Genomic DNA, 21,789 nt, shown 5'->3' with positions numbered 1-21,789 from the left:
ATGCCCGATCTGCTCTCCGACGTCCGCGGCGTCCTCGTCCTCGTCCCCGCCACCGGCAGCGGCCCGACCGCCACCTCGGGCGGGCTGGCCGGCTCCCTGAGCGCGACCATCGACCTCGGCGACCTGATCCCCGGTGCCTCGCTGAGCGGGACGTTCGCACTCCTGATCAACCGCAGCGGCGTCGCCGTCGAGGAGACGGTCGAGCTCGGCGAGGAGACCGTCTCGCTCGACGTGGCCGCCGGCCCGTACCTGCGCGTCGAGGCCCGGGACGCCCGGCTCACCATCGCCGGACAGACCCTGAGCGGCACCGTCGCCATCGAGCAGGTCACCGAGGCCGGGACCGCCGTGACAAGGCTCGTGCTCGCCGACGTCACCCTGCGGCTGGGCTCTGCCACCCAGGACGTCGTCGTCGTGGAGAACGGTGAGGGCGAGCTGACGATCGGAAGCGGCCTCGTCGGCGACCTCTCCGCGGACCTGCGCGTCCTCGTCCCCGACGTGACGCTGGAGGCCTCGGCCAGCCTGCGGATCAGCACGGACCCCGCCGACAGATACCTCGAGGTCGCGGTGACCGACGTGGTGCTCGAGGTCGCCGGCCAGCGCCTGGAGGGCTCCTTCACCTTCAGCCAGCGCGGCACCGGCGCGGCTCGCGTCACAGAGATCACCCTGCGCGACGTCGGGCTCACGCTCGGCAGCGCCGATGCCGGCCTCGAGGTCTCCCAGGGCAGCGGGGTGGTGCGACTCGCCGCCGGCGGCGTGGCCGGCGTGGTGGGCGTGCGCATCGAGCTGGTCGGCGTTCCCGGTGTCGTCCTCGACGTGGACGCCCGGCTCGACATCAACACCACCAGCGCCGCGGTGACCCTCGACGTGCCGACCGCGGACCCGTCCGACGGCGACGCGACCGAGCCGGTCGATCTCGCCGCCCACCTCTTCCGGGTGCAGATCGGCGTGGCACAGCCCGCCACGCTCGAGGTCGCCGGGCAGCAGCTGAACGGGTCGTTCAGCTTCGAGCAGACCCGCTCCGCCGGCCCGGACGGCCGCCCCGGCACCACCGACGACCTCAGCGTGATCCGCCTGGCCGGCTCCGACATCGGCCTCTTCCTCGGTGCACGGTCGCCCGACGACGACCGTGCCAACGATGTGGGCGTCCGGGTCTCCGACGGCAGCCTGATGCTGATCCTCGGGCCGGACGGCCTCGCCGGCACGATCTCGGGCACCGCGACGCTCCGCCTCGCCCCCGACATCGTCGCCTCGACGACCGTCACGGTCGAGATCAACCAGCTCCGCCGCGCGAGTGATGCCGACCCGACGACGTTCGTCCCGCTCCCCGTCGAGGAGCAGTTCGTGGTCGGCGGCGAGACCCGCACCCTCTCGCTGCCCGCCGGACCGTACCTGCGCGTCGTGGCCGACGCGCTCACCCTGAGCATCGGCGGCCTCACCGTCACCGCCGACGTCAGCGTGCTGCGGCAGACCGTGCTCGCCGACGACGGCACCTTCACCGCCGCGTCGCCGGCCGAGCTCAAGGTCCGCCTCGCGAACCTCGGCGTCAGCCTGGGCCCGGTCACCGTCACCGACGGCAGCGGCGCGTTCGACCTCGTCGCCGCGCGCGCCGACGGACCGACGACGATCCCGGGCGGCTTCGTCGGAGCCCTTCAAGCCACGATCACCGTCGACGTGCCGGGCGTGACGGTCGGCGGCACGTTCGGCGTCGAGATCAGCACGCTCGGTCACGACTACGTCCTCGAGCAGGGCGAGACGAGCCGCACGGTGCGGCCCGGCGTGGTCGTCCGCGGCGAGGACATCACCATCGACGTGCAGGGCCAGCAGCTGCGCGGCACGGTCGAGTTCAGCCGGCACGCCGTCACCGGCGACATCACTGTCTTCCTGCAGGTTTCGCTGCGGATCGCCGACGGCGGCGAGACCATCGCGACCGCGGCACTCGGCGGGTCTATGGTCCTCACCCGCGCCGGGATGGCCGGCCGGGTCCGCGCGGAGATCACGGTGCCGGGCGTGCCCGGGCTGGAGAACACCCTCGTTGGCTCCGTCGCCATCAACACCGCCAACCGGGTGATGACCATCCCCGCGCTGCCGGAGCCCGGCGCACAGGAGGAACCGGGCACCGAGGAGCTCCCGGCCGGTCCTTACCTTCGGATCCAACTCGGCACCCCGGAGACCCCGATCGACCTCACGATCTCCGGCCAGTCCCTGACGGCCGTGGTCACGATCGAGCAGCGGCGCACGGCGAGCGGACAGCGCGTCGTCGCGCTGATGCTGGAGCAGGTGAACATCACCCTCGGCACCGAGGACACCGGGTTCAGCCTCGTCGACGGCGAGGGTGCGCTGCTCGTCCTACCCACCGGCATGGTCGCCGTCCTCAGCGGCACCCTCGACCTCGGTGGCGACAGCTGGACGGTCAGCACCGGGGAGTTCCGATTCGAGGTCAGCACCGTCCGCGCGGCCGTGAACCACACCATCACCCGCGCCGACGGCACCCCGTGGGAGATCGGCCTGCCGGCCGGCACCCTCGTCCGGTTCGTCGCCACCGACGCCCTGCTCGAAGTTGGCGACCTCGCCGTCACCGCCGACCTCACGCTGCAGCACGTCGCAGGCACCGGCGCCATCACAGCCACCCTCCTGGCGGCGGCGACCGACGTCGTGCTCACCATCGGCAACGAGTCCGCGGACGGCAGCGGCGCGGGGATCTCCCTACGCGCCGACGTCGTGTTCCGCCGCATCACGTACGCCGACGGCTCGGCGAGCACGTTCGTGGCGCTCACCGACGTCGAGCTCATCCTCAGCGGTGACCCCACCGACCCGGACGCCGCCGGCGGCATGGTCGGCGGATCCGGCGTCCTGTTCATCCCCGCCACGGGCACCGGCTTCGCGGGCGAGCTCGCCGGCAGCGTCATGGTCGACGCGGGTGACGACGTGGCCGTGGGGGCCGCCGTCGGCATCCGGATCAACACGACGGGCCTCGACGTCGACGAGACCGTCTTCGTGAACGGCCAGCGATACCGGATCTCCATCGCCGGCACGACGAGGTTCGCCTACGACGTCGGTGCCAGCCTCGACATCGACCTCGGCTTCCTCGAGGTCAAGGGCACGATCACGGCGGGCTCCGACGGCCAGTTCAGCGCCAACGACGTCGAGATCTTCGTCGGCAGCGGCCCGGCCTGGGGCCCGGACGGCACCGTCGCCCCCGGGGCCGTCGGCCTGCTGGTGCGCAACGCGTCCCTGGACTACCTCAGGGGCGAGGGCACCACCGGCTACGCACTGCGCGTCGAGGGCACCTTCGCCCTCCTCGGGCTCGACGGTCTCGAGGTCTCCGGGACCGTGCTCCTGCTGTGGAACACCGGTGCGGTCGCCGCCCACCCCGGTGGTGTGAAGGTGGACGGCCTCACGTTCAGGCTGGACGTCACGAACGTGCGGATCGCCGTCGCCGATCTGGTCGAGCTCACCGGCACGCTCCGGGTGCACCGCCAGCCCAACGGCACCCTCGACCTCACTCTGGCGCCGGCCTCCGTAGCGGTGCGCGTGGACGGTGCCGAGGTGGCCCGGCTCACCGGCTACGGTTCCTTCACCATCGACCCGGTCACCGGGTTCCGCCTGAACGCCTTCGCCGTCAGCGGATCCTCGTTGGGCGGCGCCGGTGGCGGCACCGGCCCGACGAGCACCCCCGGGACGCAGCGGCCGGTCCTGCCGCTGACGGCCGACCTCGCCGACCCCTTCCGTGGTGCCGTCGTCACCCAGGGTGAGCTCGGCACCACCATCGACGTCGTCTTCAACGACGTGAACGGCAAGGGCCTGCGCCGCGAGACCATCCTCGACGCCGGCGCCGAGATCGAGCTCATCGTGGGCAGCACGCAGGTGCTGGCAGCCGGTGTCCCGGTGCTGGTCGAGGGCACCGTGAGCACCTACCGGTACACCTTCAACGCCGCGGTCCCGGCGACCGCCGTGGTCACGGTGCGGTTCATCGCCGGTTCGTTCTCCGACCTGGGCGGGTCGCTGAACCTCGTGGAGACGGAGACGTTCGTCGTCCACACCCCCACGCTCACCAGCCCCGGTCCCGGCCCGATGGCCGTGCTCGTGACGCCGGGCGCCGGCGGTTCCATCAAGCTGAACGAGATCAACGCCCAGGGCTACGTCGACGTCACGTACCGGAGCCTGGACGGCACGCCGATCGTGAAGGGAAGCCTGACCACGGGCATCGCGCCCTTCACCATCAGCGGCGCCGGCGTCACCGCCGACCTGCTGCGGGTCCGCAACCGCCCGACCCTGGTCGGCCTGCCGTACGTCATCGCCGGCAAGGAGGCGGACGCCACCGTCGTCACCGTCCGGTACTTCTTCCGCGACCGGGACACGGACAACACTGTCCGGCTCTTCCAGCCGGGCGAGGTGGAGCTCATCTTCACGGGCGGCTGGCGCAGCGAGGGCACGACGACGCTCGGGAACCCGGGCATCGCGGGCGGCCGCGCCTCCTTCACCGTGCAGCCGAACGCGCCCGGCGAGGTGGCCACCGGTCCGACGACGCTCGGCCCGCTCTCGTTCGCCGGTCCGCGGGTCGGTCTGGCCGACTTCGGGTTCAGCCCCTCCGGCAAGCTCGTGCTCACGATCGCGGTCGGCGTCGACCGCGCCTCGCTCCACCTCGGCGGCTCGAGCGCCTCGAGCGCCCGCACGTCCAGCGGGGTGACCGTCGACCTCATCGGCCTGCTCGGCACCTTCGACCTCGAGGTCGACGTGCTCGGCATGCTGTCGGGCACGTTCGACATCGGGCTGACCGGCGCGTGGAGCCTGAACGTCTCCTCGCTCGAGGCGCACGTGCCGAACCTGATGGACCTCTACGCCGACGGCGTGCGGCTCAGCTGGAAGCCCGAGGCGCCGGACGCGGAGGACACCGACCAGGAGCTCCTCGTCATCAACTCGGCACGCCTCGTCCTGCCGACCCTCGGTGTGGAGGGCTCGATCCGCCCGTACGACCCGGTGACCCGGAGGAACTACGACACCGCGAACGACGAGCAGCTCGCGCCGGGGCGCGTACCCGGTCTGGTCGTCCGCGAGAGCGGTTTCCAGCTCGGCACGGTCGAGCTCGCCTACGGCCGGTCGACGGCACCCCTGCCCGGCCAGCCGATCCCGACCCCGATGACCCCCACCGCGCCCGACCGACAGATCACCATCGGCGGCGTCGTGGTCCTCGACGACATCCGCGTGGGCATCTCCGGCCTCGCCGTGACCTTCGGGCCCGACCCGTTCGCGGCGTTCACCGGCGAGATCTACATTGCCTCCGGCGGCGCGAGCCTGTTCCCGGGCCAGTCGTTCAACGCCCGCATCACCAGCCGCAACACCGCCGACGACGTCCGTCCGGACGGCACGATCAACGATGAGGCGTTCCGCGTCGCGGTCACCTTCACCGAGGGCAGGGTGGACGCGTTCGAGCTCGAGCTCGACACGCTCCGCCTGCAGCTCGGTGGGTTCGTCACCATCTCCGCGGTGAACCTGCGCCTCGACACCGGCGCGATCGGCGACGGGGACGACGTGCTCCTCGCCTTCACCTCCGCCTCGGCCCGGGTCGAGGTCGGCCCGCTCGACCTCAGCGGCGAGGCGCGCGGCGTCCGGATCATGGGCGACGGCGCGTTCGAGCCGGCCCCCGGGTTCGGGATTTTCCTCGGCGTCGGCAGCGCCACGAGCGCGTCGTTCCAGTGGCCCTCCTACCTGCCGGTGCGGATCGACTCGATCGGCATCCAGTGGGCAGACATCGAGAACCGCCCGGCGGACTTCGAGCTGGTCCTCTCGCTCAGTGTCACCGGCATCAAGGGCATCCCCGGGGTCGAGTTCTCCGGCTCGATCCAGGGCGTGCGCCTGGCGCCCGCCCTGCTCGCCGAGGGCCGCTTCCCCATCACCGGCATCGACGCGATGGCGGTCCGCATCTCCGGCAACCTGTTCGGCGGCGAGCTCGACGCCGGCCTGGTGGGCGGGATGCTCAAGCTGGACGAGAACGGCCTACCGATCGCCGTGCTCGACACCACCACGCCGGTGGCGGACCGGATCCTCTACTTCGGCATCGAGGGCGGTTTCTCCATCGCCGGCATGGCGGGCTTCACGATCCGCCTCGGCCTCTCCGAGTACGGGCCGCTCCAGGTGTTCATCAACGTCGAGGTCCCCGGCGGCATCCCGATCTTCCCGCCGATCGGCCTGGTGCTCAACGACTTCTCCGCCGGCGTGGAGTTCTTCAAGTCCCTGCCCTCGATCGAGGACCCGACCGCGCTGCGTGGCACCGCCTTCCGGCCCCCGACCGTACTGACCGCCGACCAGTGGCTCGTCTCCCTGCAGCAGCAGGTGGCGGCCCAGGCACGCCTGGTCGACTCCGGCACTCGTCCCGCCGACTTCCTCGCGGCCTTCCGCGCACCGATGATCATCACGGGCAGCGCGAAGATCTACTCCGCCTTCGCCTCCGACGCCGTGTTCAACGGCGAGGTCCAGATCAAGATCTCCACCGACGGCAAGTTCCTCATCGTCGGCAAGCTCAACTTCGCGGCCGGTGCGATCTCGCTCTCCGGCCGCCTCTACGCCGACTTCTCCAACATCGACGAGGGCGAGGCCGCCGTGCTGTTCCTGGCGGACATCCCGGACCAGGTGCGCCTGCTGACGATCCACGGCCAGCTGCGCATGGGATTCCGCGACGCCTCCGGGCAGGAGGTCGTCTTCGACGTCCACGACGACCGCGCCCCGGCCGGCCCGACACCGCCGCCGACGGTCGACCTCGGCGGCCCGACACAAGGCGGCGGGACGATCGACGTCGACGACATCAACGACGCCCACGCCGGCGCCCGTTGGATCGACCTGGTGATTCGCTCGGGCGGCGCGCTCGACATCGCCACGCTGCTGCGGCAGGGCCGGATCACGCTGACCGTGCCGGGCAGCACCGGCGGCATCGACTCCTTGGAAGTCGCCCCGGTCGTCAAGATCACCACCCTTGGCGGCGTGACCACCGCCGTGCTCGAGGTGGGTGGCTCGGGCGACGGCCAGTACGTCTACTACATGCTGCCGGACGGCTCGGAGGTCAGGGTCCTCACCGAGCAGGAGTACGTCCGGGCACGTGACGGCGAGGCCGGCGGCAGCGCCGACGAGTCCGAGCTGCTCGCGGCGGCGGCCGCGGCCGAGGGTTCCGCGATCTTCCGGTTCACCTTCCCCACCGGCGACTGGGGCGTCGGCGACCACGTGGTCACCGTGGGCCCGGACCTCGTGCGGCGCCTGGACGGCGTGGGCAACGCCGCGACGACCCTCGGGTTCACCGTGACCGGCGTGACCGCCTCCCTGGAGGAGGACGGCGCCACGGTGGATGTCGGCCAGGTCAACGGCCGGGACTGGCGCGACGGCCTGCCGGCCGGCGTGGACGTCGACGGCGACCAGATCACCGGCTACCTCGACGTCACCTTCACGCCGACGACCCTCCGGCAGATCGACTCGTCCTCGATCGACTGGGGCCTGCTGCAGCTCTCCGGCGCCGGCGCGTCGGGCGTCACGGTCCTGCAGATCTCCCCGGTCGCGCTCGGGGGCAACACGTATCGGTTCTTCCTGGGCGGCGAGTTCGTCGTCGGCAGCGTCACGGCGGAGGTCCTCGTGGGGAGCGTTGCCGTCGGCCTGCCCGACGCCCGGGGACCCCCGGCCGGTTGGAGCCAGACCTTCACCTTCGACGTCGTCGGCTCGACGGCCGACGTCGTCCAGACCGTCCCCGAGACCGAGACGACACCGGAGACCGTGCGCGGCCTCGACGGCCTGACGATCGGCCTGGACACGCTCGTCGCACTGGGCTACCTCGAGATCCGCTTCCGCGCCACCCTCGGCAACCAGGTCGACCACGCCACCATCGACGGTGACGAGATCGTCCTCCGCGGCCCGGCCGGCGCGATCGTCCCGCTCGGCGGCCCCGTCCGGGTGACCGGCACCGACCAGTACCGTTACGAGATCCTCGGCGACCTCGCGGCGGGCACCTACACGGTGGAGATCGTCGCCGACACGTTCGCGGACGCCGCCGGCGTCCTGAACACCGCCGAGACCGAGCACCTCACGCTCCAGGTCCCGACCGCAGAGCTGACCGACCCCGACAACGGCTCCACCGTCCGCGGCCCCGTGATCGCCGGCCGCGGCTACATCGACATCGACTTCCCCTCCTTCGGGGACGTCCAGGCCGCCGTCGACCCGGCCACCATCCTGGACGCCGGCGCGGAGATCACCCTCACCGCGGGCGGCACGACTCTCACCCTCGTCGCCGCGCCGGTCGACCTCGGAGACGGGACGTTCCGCTACTTCTTCACCGGCTGGGACGGCTCGCCGATCACGGTGAGCTACCTGGACCGGACCTGGGCCAACACGAACGGCGTCGTGTGGTCCTCGACCACCTACATGGAGGGCGACGACGAGTACGGCGAGGACATCGACCCGGGCTCGGAGCCGGGCGACGCGGGCACGTGGATCGACATCACCTTCACCCCGGTGGCCGGGGAGCGCGTCGACGCCGCGGACATCCTCGAGCGGGGCGCCGAGCTGCTGAGCCTGCGCGGCGCCGGCGCGGACGGCCTCACCTTCATGGGCGTCCACCAGGTCGGCGCGAACACCTTCCGGTACGTCTACGCGGGCCAGTCGCTGACCGAGGGCACGGTGACCGTGACCATCGCCGCCGGATGGCTCGACACCGCCGGGAACGCGGGTGCCGGGAGCACCAGCCGCTTCCAGGTCATCAAGCCCGCGGAAAGCTTCTACATCTCCATCTCCGGCGGCATCCAGCTGAACGCGGCCGGCCTCACCGACGAGCCGATCCTCGAGATCCTCGCCGAGGTCGTGCTCGAGATCGACTCCGAACGGAACACCTTCATCCTCACCTTCCAGGGGCAGATGAACGTCATCCACATCGGGACGATCGGTGCGGCCGCGGGCCGGTTCGTCCTCGACATGGGCGACGGGCTCTCCGCCGAGCCGCAGTTCTGGGGCGTCGCCACCATCGAGACGAACTTCGACTTCCTCGAGGAGTACGGCGTCTTCCTCACCGGCGCCGCCACGCTGCAGATCAACACGAGCGGACAGACTCGCACCGAGGTGCTCGAGCTGCCCGGTATCGGCAGCCGCACCTACGTGCTCGGGCCGCGCAGCTTCGGCGTCGAGCTCCTCGGTCAGCTCCTCCTCAAGCCGGGCGGCCCCGGCTCGCCCGGAATCCTGCGGCTGCAGGGCGGTTTCTACCTGGCGCTCTCCGTCGACGAGAACCCGAGCTTCGAGATCTTCGCGACCGCGGAGCTCTCGTTCGGCGTCGGCTCCGCGATGGTCACCTACAGCGAGGCGACGGTGTTCCTCGTCGCCGACGGGCGCGGCGTCGCCGGCCAGGCGGTCATCTCCGCCGGTGCCGGCATCGGCATCCCGAGCGCCGGCGCCTTCAGCATCAGCGGCTCGGTCACCGTCGTGTTCAACACGTCGCAGCAGGACATCACCTTCCAGATCCCCGAGTCGATGCTGCCGCTGCTGAGCGAGGGCGACCCGACGTCGATCACCGTGTTCGGCGCCCCTCCGGGCCTCGACGGGCAGCGCAACCCGTCCGCCCGTCCCGCCGTCTACGTCCAGGCCATCGTCCAGGCGCAAATCACCCTCGGGACCCTCCTCACGCTCAACGGCTACATCGGCATCACCGCGGCGGCGAACGCGTCCGGTGGGTACCTGCGGGTCGACGGGGCGGTGGGCGGGACCATGGCCGTGCTCGGCGCCGTCGCCGGCACGATCAACCTCGCCGTGTTCGTCGGTGACCCCACGGCCGTGGTGGGGCGCATCCAGCTGTCGCTCGGCTCCAGCGGCGTCCCCGGTGTCGAGCTCGCCGGCGACCTCATGGTCGAGATCAACACGGCCGGGCACTCGATGACGATCCAGACCTTCGCCACGCAGCGCGACGAAGGGGTCTTCGCCGGCTTCGAACGGGGACCGACCGGGCAGCTCAAGATCGCCGAGGAAACGATCCTCACCGGCGTCAAGGTGGAGTTCGGTGGCTCGCTGGTCCTGGTCGACCGGTTCGCGATCGAGGGACACGTCCTGTTCCGGATCGGCGACCTCGGCGGTGACCGCGGCGCCGGCCTCGAGCTGATCGTCAACGGCCGCATGGCCGTGGACCCGATCGGCGAGCTGCGCCTGACGAACTCCGGCTTCCGGATCTCCGATGATGGCCTCGTCGCACGCGTCGACCTGACGCTCGACGCCGGCTTCGGCGCGGACATCGGCCTCGGGTTCAACGCCTCCGTCCTCCTCGAGCTGAACACCACAGGCCGATCCGTCGAGTTCTCGCCGGTCACCGGGGCGGCCGACCTCCCGTCGGACGTCGCGGCGAGCACGGTCGATCCCGGCTTCCTGCTGAAGATCGACGGCCGGATCAACTTCCTCGGACTCGCCGGCGGCTACGGCTTCGCCCACATCAAGGCCACCCCGACGGCGTTCGAGATCCAGCTCGGCGTCGGATTCGCCCTGGGCGGGCTGAAGTTCGAGGCCTCCGGCGGCGCCGGCATCTACACGGACGACCCCGGCTTCGCGATGCGGCTCCAGGTGACCGCGGTCGCCGACGCGGGACCGGTGTTCTTCATCGAGGCGTCCGGCCTGCTCGAGCTCAACACCTCCGGCACCGAGCGGCTCGGCATCGCGGCGAACTCGTTCCAGCTCGACCTCGACGGCACCGTCGACATCCTCAAGATCATCGGCTTCGACGCCTCGTTCCAGGTCGTCGTGGCGAACGGTCAGTGGGCGTTCCGCGCCCAGATCGAGGCCGGCTTCTTCGGGCTCGCGACGCTCTCCGGCTCGATCTACCTGGACTCGCGCGGCAGCTTCGACATCCGGCTGTCCGGCCACATGGTCATCGGGTCGAACTCGTTCGGCCTGCGCGGCGACTTCCACTTCCACGTCACCTCGATCGCCCGGAGCGACGGCACGTACCTGTTCAGCCTCGGCGGCGGCGCTGAGGTGTCGGTCCGCGCGTTCGGCTTCACCCTCGCGAGCGTCGGGCTGTCCTTCAACTTCGGTCTCGACACCGCCACGGCCGGCGATGACGGACGCGTGAAGATCCAGCTGCGCGTGAAGTTCAAGATCAAGCTGCTCTTCTTCGAGATCAGCGAGACCCTCACCTTCACCCTCGGTTACATCCAGTTCCCGAAGCCCACCTACCTCGCGGGCGGCTACGGCACGAGCGAAGACGATCGGCGCACCTTCGACGGGGATGACTTGTACCTCAACGTGGGGGAGCGGGCCGTGGCCCGCAACATCGGCACGGACGAGCGGTCGGAGTCCGTCCGGATCGAGCAGACCGGCTCCACCGCCGACGGCGCCACGATCGTCGTCACGGCCTTCGGACGGTCCAACACCTACGAGGGCGTCACCAAGATCCACGCCGACTTCGGAGACGGCAACGACACCGTCGTGATCGCACCGTCGGTCGCCGTCCCGGTCGTGATCAGGGGCGGCAGCGGCGCCGACGTCATCAGCTACGAGGGCACCTCGGCGGGGCTCGCCTCCGACGTCACTCTGCACGGTTCGGCAGCGGGCCTGACCGGCGACGGGTGCGAGGCGGACCGCGACTACATCTCGGTCGAGGGACCGGCCTCCGCAACGATCGACGGCGGCTGCGGTGACGACACGCTCATGCACGTCGGGTCCGGCACCGTCACCATGGCCGGCGGTGCCGGCGACGACCGCCTCGTCGGCGGGTCCCGCACCGACGTCCTGCGCGGCGGCGCCGGTGTCGACCGGCTCGAGGGCCCGGCGGCCACGCTCAAGGGCGGGGACGACGCCGACACGATCATCGTCACGGTGTCCGGCGCGATGCCCACGGTGGACGGCGGCGCCGGCACCGACCTGCTCGACCTCACCCTCGGCGCCTCCCCGGACACGGTCGCGCTCGAGGCCGGAACCGCCGGGAAGCTGAAGCTTTCCCTCAACGGCAAGACCTCCACGCTGGCCGGCATCGAGAACCTCGTCCTGGACGGCCGCGGCGGCGCGGACCGCATCACGGTGGGCGACCTCGCGGGCACCGACGTGCAGAACGTCGTCGTCGACACCGGCAAGCTGGTCACCGTGGACGGCACCCGCCTGGACACGTTCCAGGAGCTCGACCCGGAGACCGGCCGCGAGGAGACCTTCACCCAGGAGGTTCCCAACGAGATCCGCCGCGACGACGGCTCCGCCGACGTCGTCGTCGTCCACGGCTCCGCCGCCGCCGACAGCTTCACCGTGACGACGCCGGTGCGAGACCCGGCCGAGCGGCTCGGCGGCGACCTGCGCATCGGGCACTCGGCGGGGCCGGTCGTCTGGGTCGACGGAGCCGCGCGCGCCGAGGGCGACACGGTCACGCTGGACGCCGACCCGACGGTTCCGCCGGCCGGCGAGCCCGGACACCCCACGGACGACGTGCTCGACGCCTCCGGCGTCACCCGCGACGTCGCCGCGCTGCGACTCCTCGGCCGGGCCGGCGACGACACCCTCATCGGATCGCCGTTCGCCGACCACCTCGACAGCGGCCACGGCGACGACGTCGTCACGGGCGGGCTGGGCCGCGACACGTTCGCCGACGCCGGCGGCGACGACACGCTCGTCGAGATCTTCGACGCGGACATCGGCCTGTACGACAACCGGTTCGTGGTGGGCTCCGTGCCACGCACACCGGTCACCGCCGCCGACGTCCACCCTCACCTCACCGGCACCGACTTCGCCTCCGGCGTCGTCGAGGACCTGCACGGGATCTTCGAGAACGCCGCCCTGGGCGGCGGCGCCTCCTCGAACGTGGTGCTCGTCGGCGACGCCGACGGCTCGATCCGGGTCGGCGGCGCCGGATGGGCCGCGAGCCCGTGGACCGGCACGCTCGCCGTCCGGGCCGGCGGCGGAGACGACATCGTCCGGGTCGAGCTGCCCGGCGCCAACGGTGCGGACATCGACGTCGTCGGCAGTGCCGGCACCGACACCGTCCAGGTCTTCGGCACCGACCAGCGCGACGACGTCGTCGTCGACCGGGCGTCCCGCGACGGAGGGACGAGGGACCGGATCCGCTCGCTCGGGGTCCCCTTGGGTGGCGGCGCAGCGACGGGCCTCGTGAGCGTCACCTACGACACCGAGAACGCCGACCTCGACACCCGCGGCAGCGGCGACCGGATCGCCGTGCGGGCCATGCGCGCCGAGCACCACGTCTACGCCGGCGCCGGGGACGACGACATCGCCGTCGGCAGCGCCGCGGGGCTCGGCGCGACGGACGTGGCCTGGCCGAACGCGGGCGGCACGATCGACGGCATCACCGGCACGCTCTGGGTCGCCGGCGACGGCAGCCTCGGCACGGTCACCGGGGACGGTCCGAGTCGCTCGACCACCCCGGCCGGGTACGACCGCCTCTACGTCGACGACACCGCCGACACCGGCGGCCGCACCGGCTGGATGTCCGGCTCGTGGCTCCAGCTCGGGCCCCTGGCCCTCGGCTACCACCAGCTGCTCCGGCTGTTCCTCGGCCTCGGCTCCGGCGGCGACACGCTCCAGGTGGACAGCACGCACGTCGGCGCCGGTCGCACCACCGAGATCCGGACACACGACGGCGACGACGTCGTCTCGCTGCACACCGTGAGCGGTCCCACCCGGGTGGAGCTCGGCCGCGGCGCGGACCGCCTGGTCCTGTCCTTCGACGGCGACGAGACCGGCCGGCTCGCCCTGATCCAGGCGCTCGTCACGGTCCGCGGCGAGCCGCTCGACGACGACGGCGAGCCGACCGACGACGGCGCCCTCGACCGGCTGCTCATCCTCGACGACAGCAACCAGGGCCGTGTCGGCTACATCACCGACCGCGTCGTCGCGGGCCTGGGGGCAACCCTCGGCGGCTCCGCCGAGCGGGGCGACCTGGTCCAGGTCGTCACCGTCACCGGTGCCATCGGCGGCACGTTCGTCCTCCGGCTCCAGGGCCCGGGAGGCTCGGTCGCGACGACGGCGCCGATCGCTGTCGGCGCCCTGCCTGCCGCGGTCGAGGCCGCACTCGAGGCCGTGCTCGGCGCCGGCACGGTGCGCGTGACGGGTGTGCCGGGCCGCTGGATGGTCGCGTTCACCGGCACGCTCGCCGGTGCGGCCGGCTGGGCCCGCCACATCGCCGGTGTCGTGGCGGACGCCGTGCCGCACCCCGACCAGAGCGTCACGACCGCCGTCGCGACCATCTCGGACGGGCGCGTCGAGCACGCCGGCTTCGAGGCGCTGTACGCCGAGCTGCTCGGGAGCGGGCGGATCGACCTCGCCGTCCACCGCACGCTCGAGCACGAGAACGTCGTCCAGCTCGGCTCCGCCGGCGACCTCGTGGCGGTCGAGGGCACGGCGGGGCCGACGTGGGTCTCGACCGGCGCCGGCGACGACCGGCTCCTCGTCAACCCCGACTTCGACCTCGGTGACCCCAACACCCTGGTCGGCGGGCTCTACCTCGACGGCGAGCACGGTGACGACACGACCGTCGTCCAGACGTTCGGCGGTGGCGACTCGCGCGTCGAGGTCAGGGACACCGGCGGGCCCGACGAGACCGACGTGCTGATCGTCGACGGTACCGACGGCGCCGACACGTTCCTCAGCCGCGCCGGCCGGGACGACCCGACCCGAGGCCTCGTGGCCAGCCTCGGCGCCCGCCTCGCGAACGGGTTGTTCACCAGCGCCGAGATGATCGTCTACACCGACCGGATGACCGGCGGCGTCGTGATCGACGGCCACGACGGCGACGACGCGTTCGCGCTCGACGACGCGATCGCGGCGCTCTCGGTCTACGGCAGGGCGGGCGAGGACCTCTTCCGCGTCGGACAGCTCCTCGTCTCCTACCTCCGGTCCGACGAGTTCGGCGTGCCGGAGTCCGCGATGTTCGACTCCACGCGCGGCTGGCTCACCAACGGCGTCACCCGCCCGACCGTGCTCTACGGCGGCACCGGCGACGACGTGTTCGACGTCTTCCGGAACGTGGCCGCGGTGCAGCTGAACGGGGACGCCGGCGACGACGTGTTCGTCATCCGGACCTTCGTCGGCGAGTCGGACACGACGACCGTGGACATGGGGGGCGGCAGCGACCTCCTGCACTACGCGATGAACGCCCCCGTGGGCATCGACGGCGGCGACGGCTTCGACACGATCATCGTGGTCGGCACGGAGCTCGCCGACACCTTCGTCGTCACCAAGGACGGCATCTTCGGCGCCGGCCGGTTCGTCACCCACGTGGCCATCGAGCGACTCGTCCTCGACGCGCAGCAGGGTGACGACCGGATCTTCGTGAAGTCCACCGACGCGAACGTGGCGACCCGGATCATCGGCGGCCTCGGCAGCGACCGGATCGAGGTGGCGGGCGACGCCCCGGCCGTCCAGGCCGACGACCTCCTGGGCCACTCGGGCCTGACGTCGCACACGGTCGAGTCCGTCCTCGCCGGCTGGGACGGCGTCCAGGCGGACCAGGTGGCGGCGGACATCACCGACGACGACGCCCCGGCTCTCGTCATCTCGCCGGCGGACGGATCCCTGCGGGTCGACGAGGCCGGCGGCACGGACTCGTTCACGGTCCGGCTGGCCCACGACGTCGGCGGCCCGGTCGAGGTCACGTTCGCCGGCCCGCCGGTGCACCCGCTCTCCGGGGACCCGACACGCTCGCTCGAGCTGCGCACCGACGGCGCGTGGCGGACCAGCGTCACGGTGACGCTCCGGTACGGCCAGACCGCCACCGTCCAGGTGCGTGCGACGGCCGAGCTCGCGCCCGAGCGCGCCCGAACCGCGATGATCTCGGCGGTCGCCAACGGAACGACGGGTGCGAACGGTTACGACGCGCTCCAGCTCCCGTTCCTGCCGGTGCTCGTCGTCGACGACGACGCGGCCGACGTCGTCGTGACCGAGCCGGTGGGCGGCCTCACGGTCGTCGAGGGGCCGACCTCGGGCGGCGGCACCACGGCCGGCTACACCGTCCGGCTCGCGAAGGCCCCGACGGCCGCGGTGACGGTCACGCTCACCACCGACGGGAACGTCCGCTTCGGCGAAGGCGGTCCGGCGTCCGTCTCCCTCGTGTTCACCGCGGCGAACTGGATGACGGCCCGCACGCTCACCCTGTGGGCGCCGCTGGACGGCGCCGCCGAGGGCTGGCACGCGGTCAGCCTCGTCACCACGGTGACCAGTACGGACGCCGACTACGACGGCCTAGAGGTCGGCATCCTCACCATCGAGGTGCACGACGGCGACACCCCGGGCGTCGTGGTCACGCCGTCGCGGGGCAGCACGCGCCTGACCGAGGGGGGCGAGACCGACGACTACACCGTGCGCCTCACGCAGCGGCCCGCCGGCGTCGTCAGCGTCCGCATCGACCCCGTCCCGACTCCGACCGTGGTCGGCACCGACGGCGGCACCTACCGGACGAACGTGCAGGTCGAGGTGGACGTCGCCGCATCGGACGGGGTGCGTGTGGCCGCCGACGGCAGCCTGTGGCTCGACTTCGGCCCGGCGACCTGGTGGCAGGAGCGCCGCGTGGTGCTGCGCGCGATCGACGACGACGTGGTCGACGGCAACGGCCTCCAGTCGTTCGCCGACACCGCCGACCGCCTCACCAGGATCCAGGGCCCGCTGTACGTCCAGGGCGGCCTCGACCCCGACCCGGTCTGGGACATCTCGCTCGACGACTACCTGCCGATCCTGCTGCCTGGGGAGACCTCCGACCACCCGGAGGAGCCCGACAACGGCACGGTCGAGGTGCGCGAGAGCGCCCAGGTCGACGTGCTCGTCGTCCACGACGAGGACAGCCCCGGCACCACGACCGGCGTCCTGACGGCCGGCCGGCTGACCGGATTCGGCATGGGCGGCGACCGGGTCTTCGCGGGCGTCCCGGTGCCCGGGGGCATCACCTACGACGGCTTCGAGACCCTCGACCTCCTCCTCGGCTACGGCCCCGACACCCTCACCGTCGCCTCGACCCACGCCGGCACCACCGTCGTCCGCACCGGCCGCGGCGACGACGTCGTGAACGTGCGCACCGTCGACGGCCACACCGCCGTCCACGGCGGCGCCGGCGACGACGCGATCGCCGTCGGCTCCACCGCCGGCGTGCGCGGCACCGACGGGCCGGGCAGCCTCGCCGGCATCGACGCGCTGCTCGTCCTCGACGGCGGCACCGGCACGGACGTCGTGCACGTCGACGACGGCGCCGACACCACCGGCGACGTCGGCACCATCACGCCGACGTCCATCGAGGGCCTGGACATGGTCGCCCGCGGCGGCGTCGACCGCGTCTACCAGGTCTCGACCGCGGGCGCCGGCACCGTCACCCTCACGGTCGTCGGGATCGGCGCGCTCACCTTCACCTCCGCCACCACCGCCGAGGTGCTCGCGGCCGCGATCCAGGAACTGCTCTTCCCGGACGCGGCGTCCTGCGGCAGCGCCGGCCGCAGCGACTGCGCCCGGTCGGTGTGGGTCTGGAAGCTCGGGACGGACTTCTACGTCGGCTTCCACGGCGAGGTCAACGACGAGACCGCACCTCTGCGGCTCACCGTCACGGCGACCGGGTCGGCCGGCGCAGCGGACGACCGCCTCCGCGTCGACGGCATCGGCTACCACGGCCTCACCGACGAGTGGCTCGAGATCGACCTCGGCTCGGGGACGGACGTTTTCAACGTGCGCGGCACCTCCGCCGTCACGAACATGCGCACCCACGGTGGCGACGACCGCGTCTACGTCTCCTCGCTCGCCGCCGTGGGCCGCACCGGGCGACCGACCTTCCTCGCCGGCGACCTCGACGACCTCCACGCCACCCTCAACCTCGACCTCGGCGACGGCCGCCACACCCTGCTCGTCTCCGACGCCGGAGCGTGGGCGGGGGACCGGGACGTCCTGATCACCGACGAGACCTCCGCGGCCCGCGACCGCGACGCGACCGTCGCCGCCGACGCCGAGATCGCCATGCTCGGCCTCGCGCGCGGCTCGATCTCCTACCGCGTCGGCCCCGGCGGCACGCTCGCCGACGGCGTCCGCGTCTGGACCGGCTCCGGCGCCGACCGGATCCGCGTGGACGGCACGCACCACCGTGCCGGCGTCCGCACGCAGACCTGGCTCAACACGGGTCTCGGCGACGACCTCGTCCTCCTCGACCTGCACCTCGGCGAGGACGGTGACCTCGTCGTCAACGCCCAGGGCCAGTACGACTCGCTGCTGCGGCTGATCGACCTCGTCCGCCGGCTCAGCGGCGGCGACGGACCGGTGGCCTCCGACGTGGTCGCCGTCAGCGTGGACGGCACCCCGGTGGCGCCGGGACGCTACGTCGTCGACCTCGCCGCCGGGACGGTGGGCCTGCTCGACACGCCACCGCTCGGCTCGACCGTCAGCGCGACGGTCCAGCAGGTCAGCACCGTCACCGGCCGCTGGAGCGGCGTGCGGACGATCGACCTGGGCGACGGCGAGGGCACGGTCACCGGTGTCCGCGTGCTGGTCAACGGCGTCGAGGTCGACGCGGTGCTCGCCGCGGACGGCACGGTCACCTTCGACGCGGGCGCGCCCCGGTCCGGCGTCGACCCCTACGTGGTCGTCGAGGTGACCCGCACCTTCACCCGGACGGTCACCGGCCCGCAGGTGGCGGAGAGCGACGACGACGTCGTGCGCGGCGACACCTCGACCCTGCCGCTCGTCATCGTCGGCGGGCAGGGCTCGGACTCGCTGCACGGCGGCAGCGGCGGCAACGTCATCCTCGGCGACCGCGGCCTGGTCCTCTGGTTCGAGCCGGGCACCGACCTCCCGGGCGACGGCGTGCTCACTCCCGACCAGCTCGCCGCGCTGCAGGAGCTCGCGGCGGCGATCTCCGGACACGGCGGCCCCGGTGACACGACCGACGGCGTCGAGCGGCTCGTCGGCCTCGTCGTCACCGTCGACCCGACGATCGGCGGCGACGACGTCATCACCTCCGGCGTCGGGGCCGACATCGTTCTCGGCGGTCTCGGCGGCGACATCATCGGCACCAACACCGGCGAGCGCGCCGCCGGCCCGGTCGACCGGGCCGACGTGGTGCTCGGCGACCACGGCTTCGTCGACATGCAGCTCCTCGACGGTGACCCCTCGGACGTCGACCGCGCCTGGAGCACCCACCCGGAGCTCGGCGGTGACGACGTCGTCGTGACCGGCTCCGGAGGAGACGTCGTCCTCGCCGGCACGGGCGACGACCTGGTCCTCGCGGGCGACGGCAGGAACGTCGTGACCGGCGACGGTGCCCGGCTCACCGCCGACGGTGACCAGCCGCTGCGGTGGAACGAGCTCCTCGCACCGGACTCCCTCGAGCCATTCGCCCCCGGGACCGGCGGCTCGGACCGCATCTGGGGCGGCGACCAGGTCGACGTCGTCCTCGGTGGCCTCGGCGCCGACCGGATCGACCTCGGCGGCGGCCACGACCTCGCGGCCGGTGACCACGCGAGCCTCACCTGGGCGGAGGTGTCCGGAGCGCTCGCCGTGGCGTCGATCGTCTCGGTGGCCGTCGACCTCGGCGGCGACGACGTGGTGCTCGGTTGGTCCGGCGAGGACGTCCTGCTCGGCGGGACCGGCTCCGACGCCGTCGACGGCGGCACCGGCCGCGACCTTGTCGTCGGCGACACCGCCCGGCTCACCCGCGTCCTCGACCACCGAGACCCCCGGATGCGCGAGCTCACCGACGCGCTGATCTACTCGACCGACGAGGCCGACGCCGGCGCCGCCAACGTCTCCACCGCCTGGAGCCGCAGCCCCGACGGCCCGACCGACTGGTCGGACCTGCGGCTGGTGCTCACCGAGCACACCGAGACCACGCCGGCCACGCGGTACGGCGACGACTACCTCGCGGGCGGCCTGCACGACGACCTGCTGTTCGGTGGCCTCGGTGACGACGTGATCCAGGGCGACGGCTCGATCGACCTCGACCGCGACGGCGTCGTCGACACGGGCGCGCCCGGCCAGGGCGCCCGGGTCGGCCCCGCGCGCGACGCCGCCGGCCTCCTCGTGGTCACGCCGAGCCGCGGGAGCGCCGCGGACGGCGACGACTACGTCGAGGGCGGCGGCGGCGCCGACGTCGTCCTCGGCGGCCTCGGCCGCGACGACCTCGTCGGCGGCTCCTCCTCGATGTACGGGCTGGACACGATCGCCCAGCGTCCGGACGCCGGCGACCTGATCTTCGGTGGCGCGGGCGACGCGCACGACCGCAACGACCGCGTTGGCGGCCACGGCAGCGACTCCGACGTCGTCGTCGGCGACAACGGCGACATCCACCGCCTCGTCGGTGCCGACGGCGCGTACCTGACGTTCGTCTACGACACCCACGACGACCCGGTCCGCCTCCTGCCCCGCGCCGTCACGCTGCTCGACAGCACCCCCGGCGGGCCGGACGTGCGGCCCGACCTGTTCGACGTCACGCAGGCCGACGTGGCCGCCGCCGGGCGCGCCACCGCCGACGTCTGGGCCCCCGACGAGATCCACGGCGAGGGCGGCGACGACACCGTCTACGCCGGCGGCGGCAACGACGTCGTCTACGGCGACGCCGGCGACGACGACCTCGTCGGCGGCTGGGGCAGCGACTGGCTCTCCGGCGGCACCGGCACCGACGGCATCCTCGGCGACGAGGGCCGGATCGTCACCTCGCGCCACGGCTCGCTCGAGCCGCTCGCCGGCGTGACGACACCGACCACGCAGCGGACCATCTCCACCCCCGGCAACCACCAGGTCGCCGTCGTCAACCCGACCGGCACGCTGACGAAGACCGTGGACCTCACGCCGTGGTCGCTGCAGCCCGCCGGCTCCGCGCACGACCCGTACTTCGAACCGATGTACGCCGACGACCTGATCTTCGGCGGCCTCGGTACCGACTTCCTGCACGGCGGCGGTGGCGACGACGGCATCTCCGGCGCCGAGGCGCTCCCGCTCTCCTACGTGCCGGGCACCGCGCTCGGCCGCGCCGGCGGGGTGGTGCGCAACGACTTCCACCGCCCGGTCGCGGCGCCGGACCAGCTCCAGTTCGACCACGACCTCACCTACTTCGCCCTCTACAACCCGGACGACCCGCTGCGCCGCGTCACCCTCACCGCCGCCGGCACGCTCGACCCCACGGCGTCCGGCGACCGGATCTGGGTGCTCGGCTTCGACCATCTCGACGGCGACACCGTGGACGGACGCACCACCGACGGCGACGACGTGATCTTCGGCGACCACGGCAACGACTGGCTCGTCGGCGGCACCGGTTCCGACACGCTGTGGGGCGGCTGGGGCAACGACACCCTCGACAGCGACGACGACCCGACCACCGACGGCGGCGGCAACGTCACCGTCGACGGTGACACGGCCTGGGCGGACCGCGCCTTCGGCGGCGCCGGGGTCGACGTCCTCTCCGCGAACACGCAGGAGGACCGCCTCATCGACTGGTCGGGCGAGCTCAACTCCTACGTCGTGCCGTTCAACCCGTTCGGGCAGTCCGCCGTCTCACGACAGCCCTCACCCGGCATGTACACGTTTCTGTACGACCTGTCGTGGGCGCAGGGTGCCGACCGGACGATCGCCGCGCAGCTCGGCACCGACGCCGACCGCAACGGGGAGCCGTTCGGCGAGACCGGCCTGGTCACCCAGCGCGACTCCGGCCACTGGCAGGACCAGAAGGGCGGCCCCCGTGACCCTCAGCCCGGCAACGGCGGCGCCGGCGGCGCCGGCGGCGCCGGCGGCACGGCCGGCACCGGAGGCACCGGCGGCTCGGTCGAGGCGGATGACGGCTCGACGCACCCGGGCAACGGGAAGGGCCGGGGCAAGAAGCCGTGA

The 21,789-nt window shown here is 72.6% G+C and carries 1 protein-coding gene (only partly in view); it reads left to right on the top strand.

Annotation, left to right across the window (positions count from 1 at the left end):
* Positions 1-21,789, top strand: partial view of an FG-GAP-like repeat-containing protein gene (locus ABD907_RS06730; protein ID WP_345214978.1) — the 3' portion only. The gene continues 16,236 nt to the left of window position 1, outside the view; only the last 21,789 of its 38,025 coding nucleotides appear in the window; the start codon falls outside the window, past its left edge; its stop codon occupies positions 21,787-21,789.

It is taken from the genome of Georgenia halophila (genome assembly GCF_039541595.1).
Note: the sequence above shows the minus strand (reverse complement) of the source record. Positions and strands in the feature narration are given on the sequence as shown.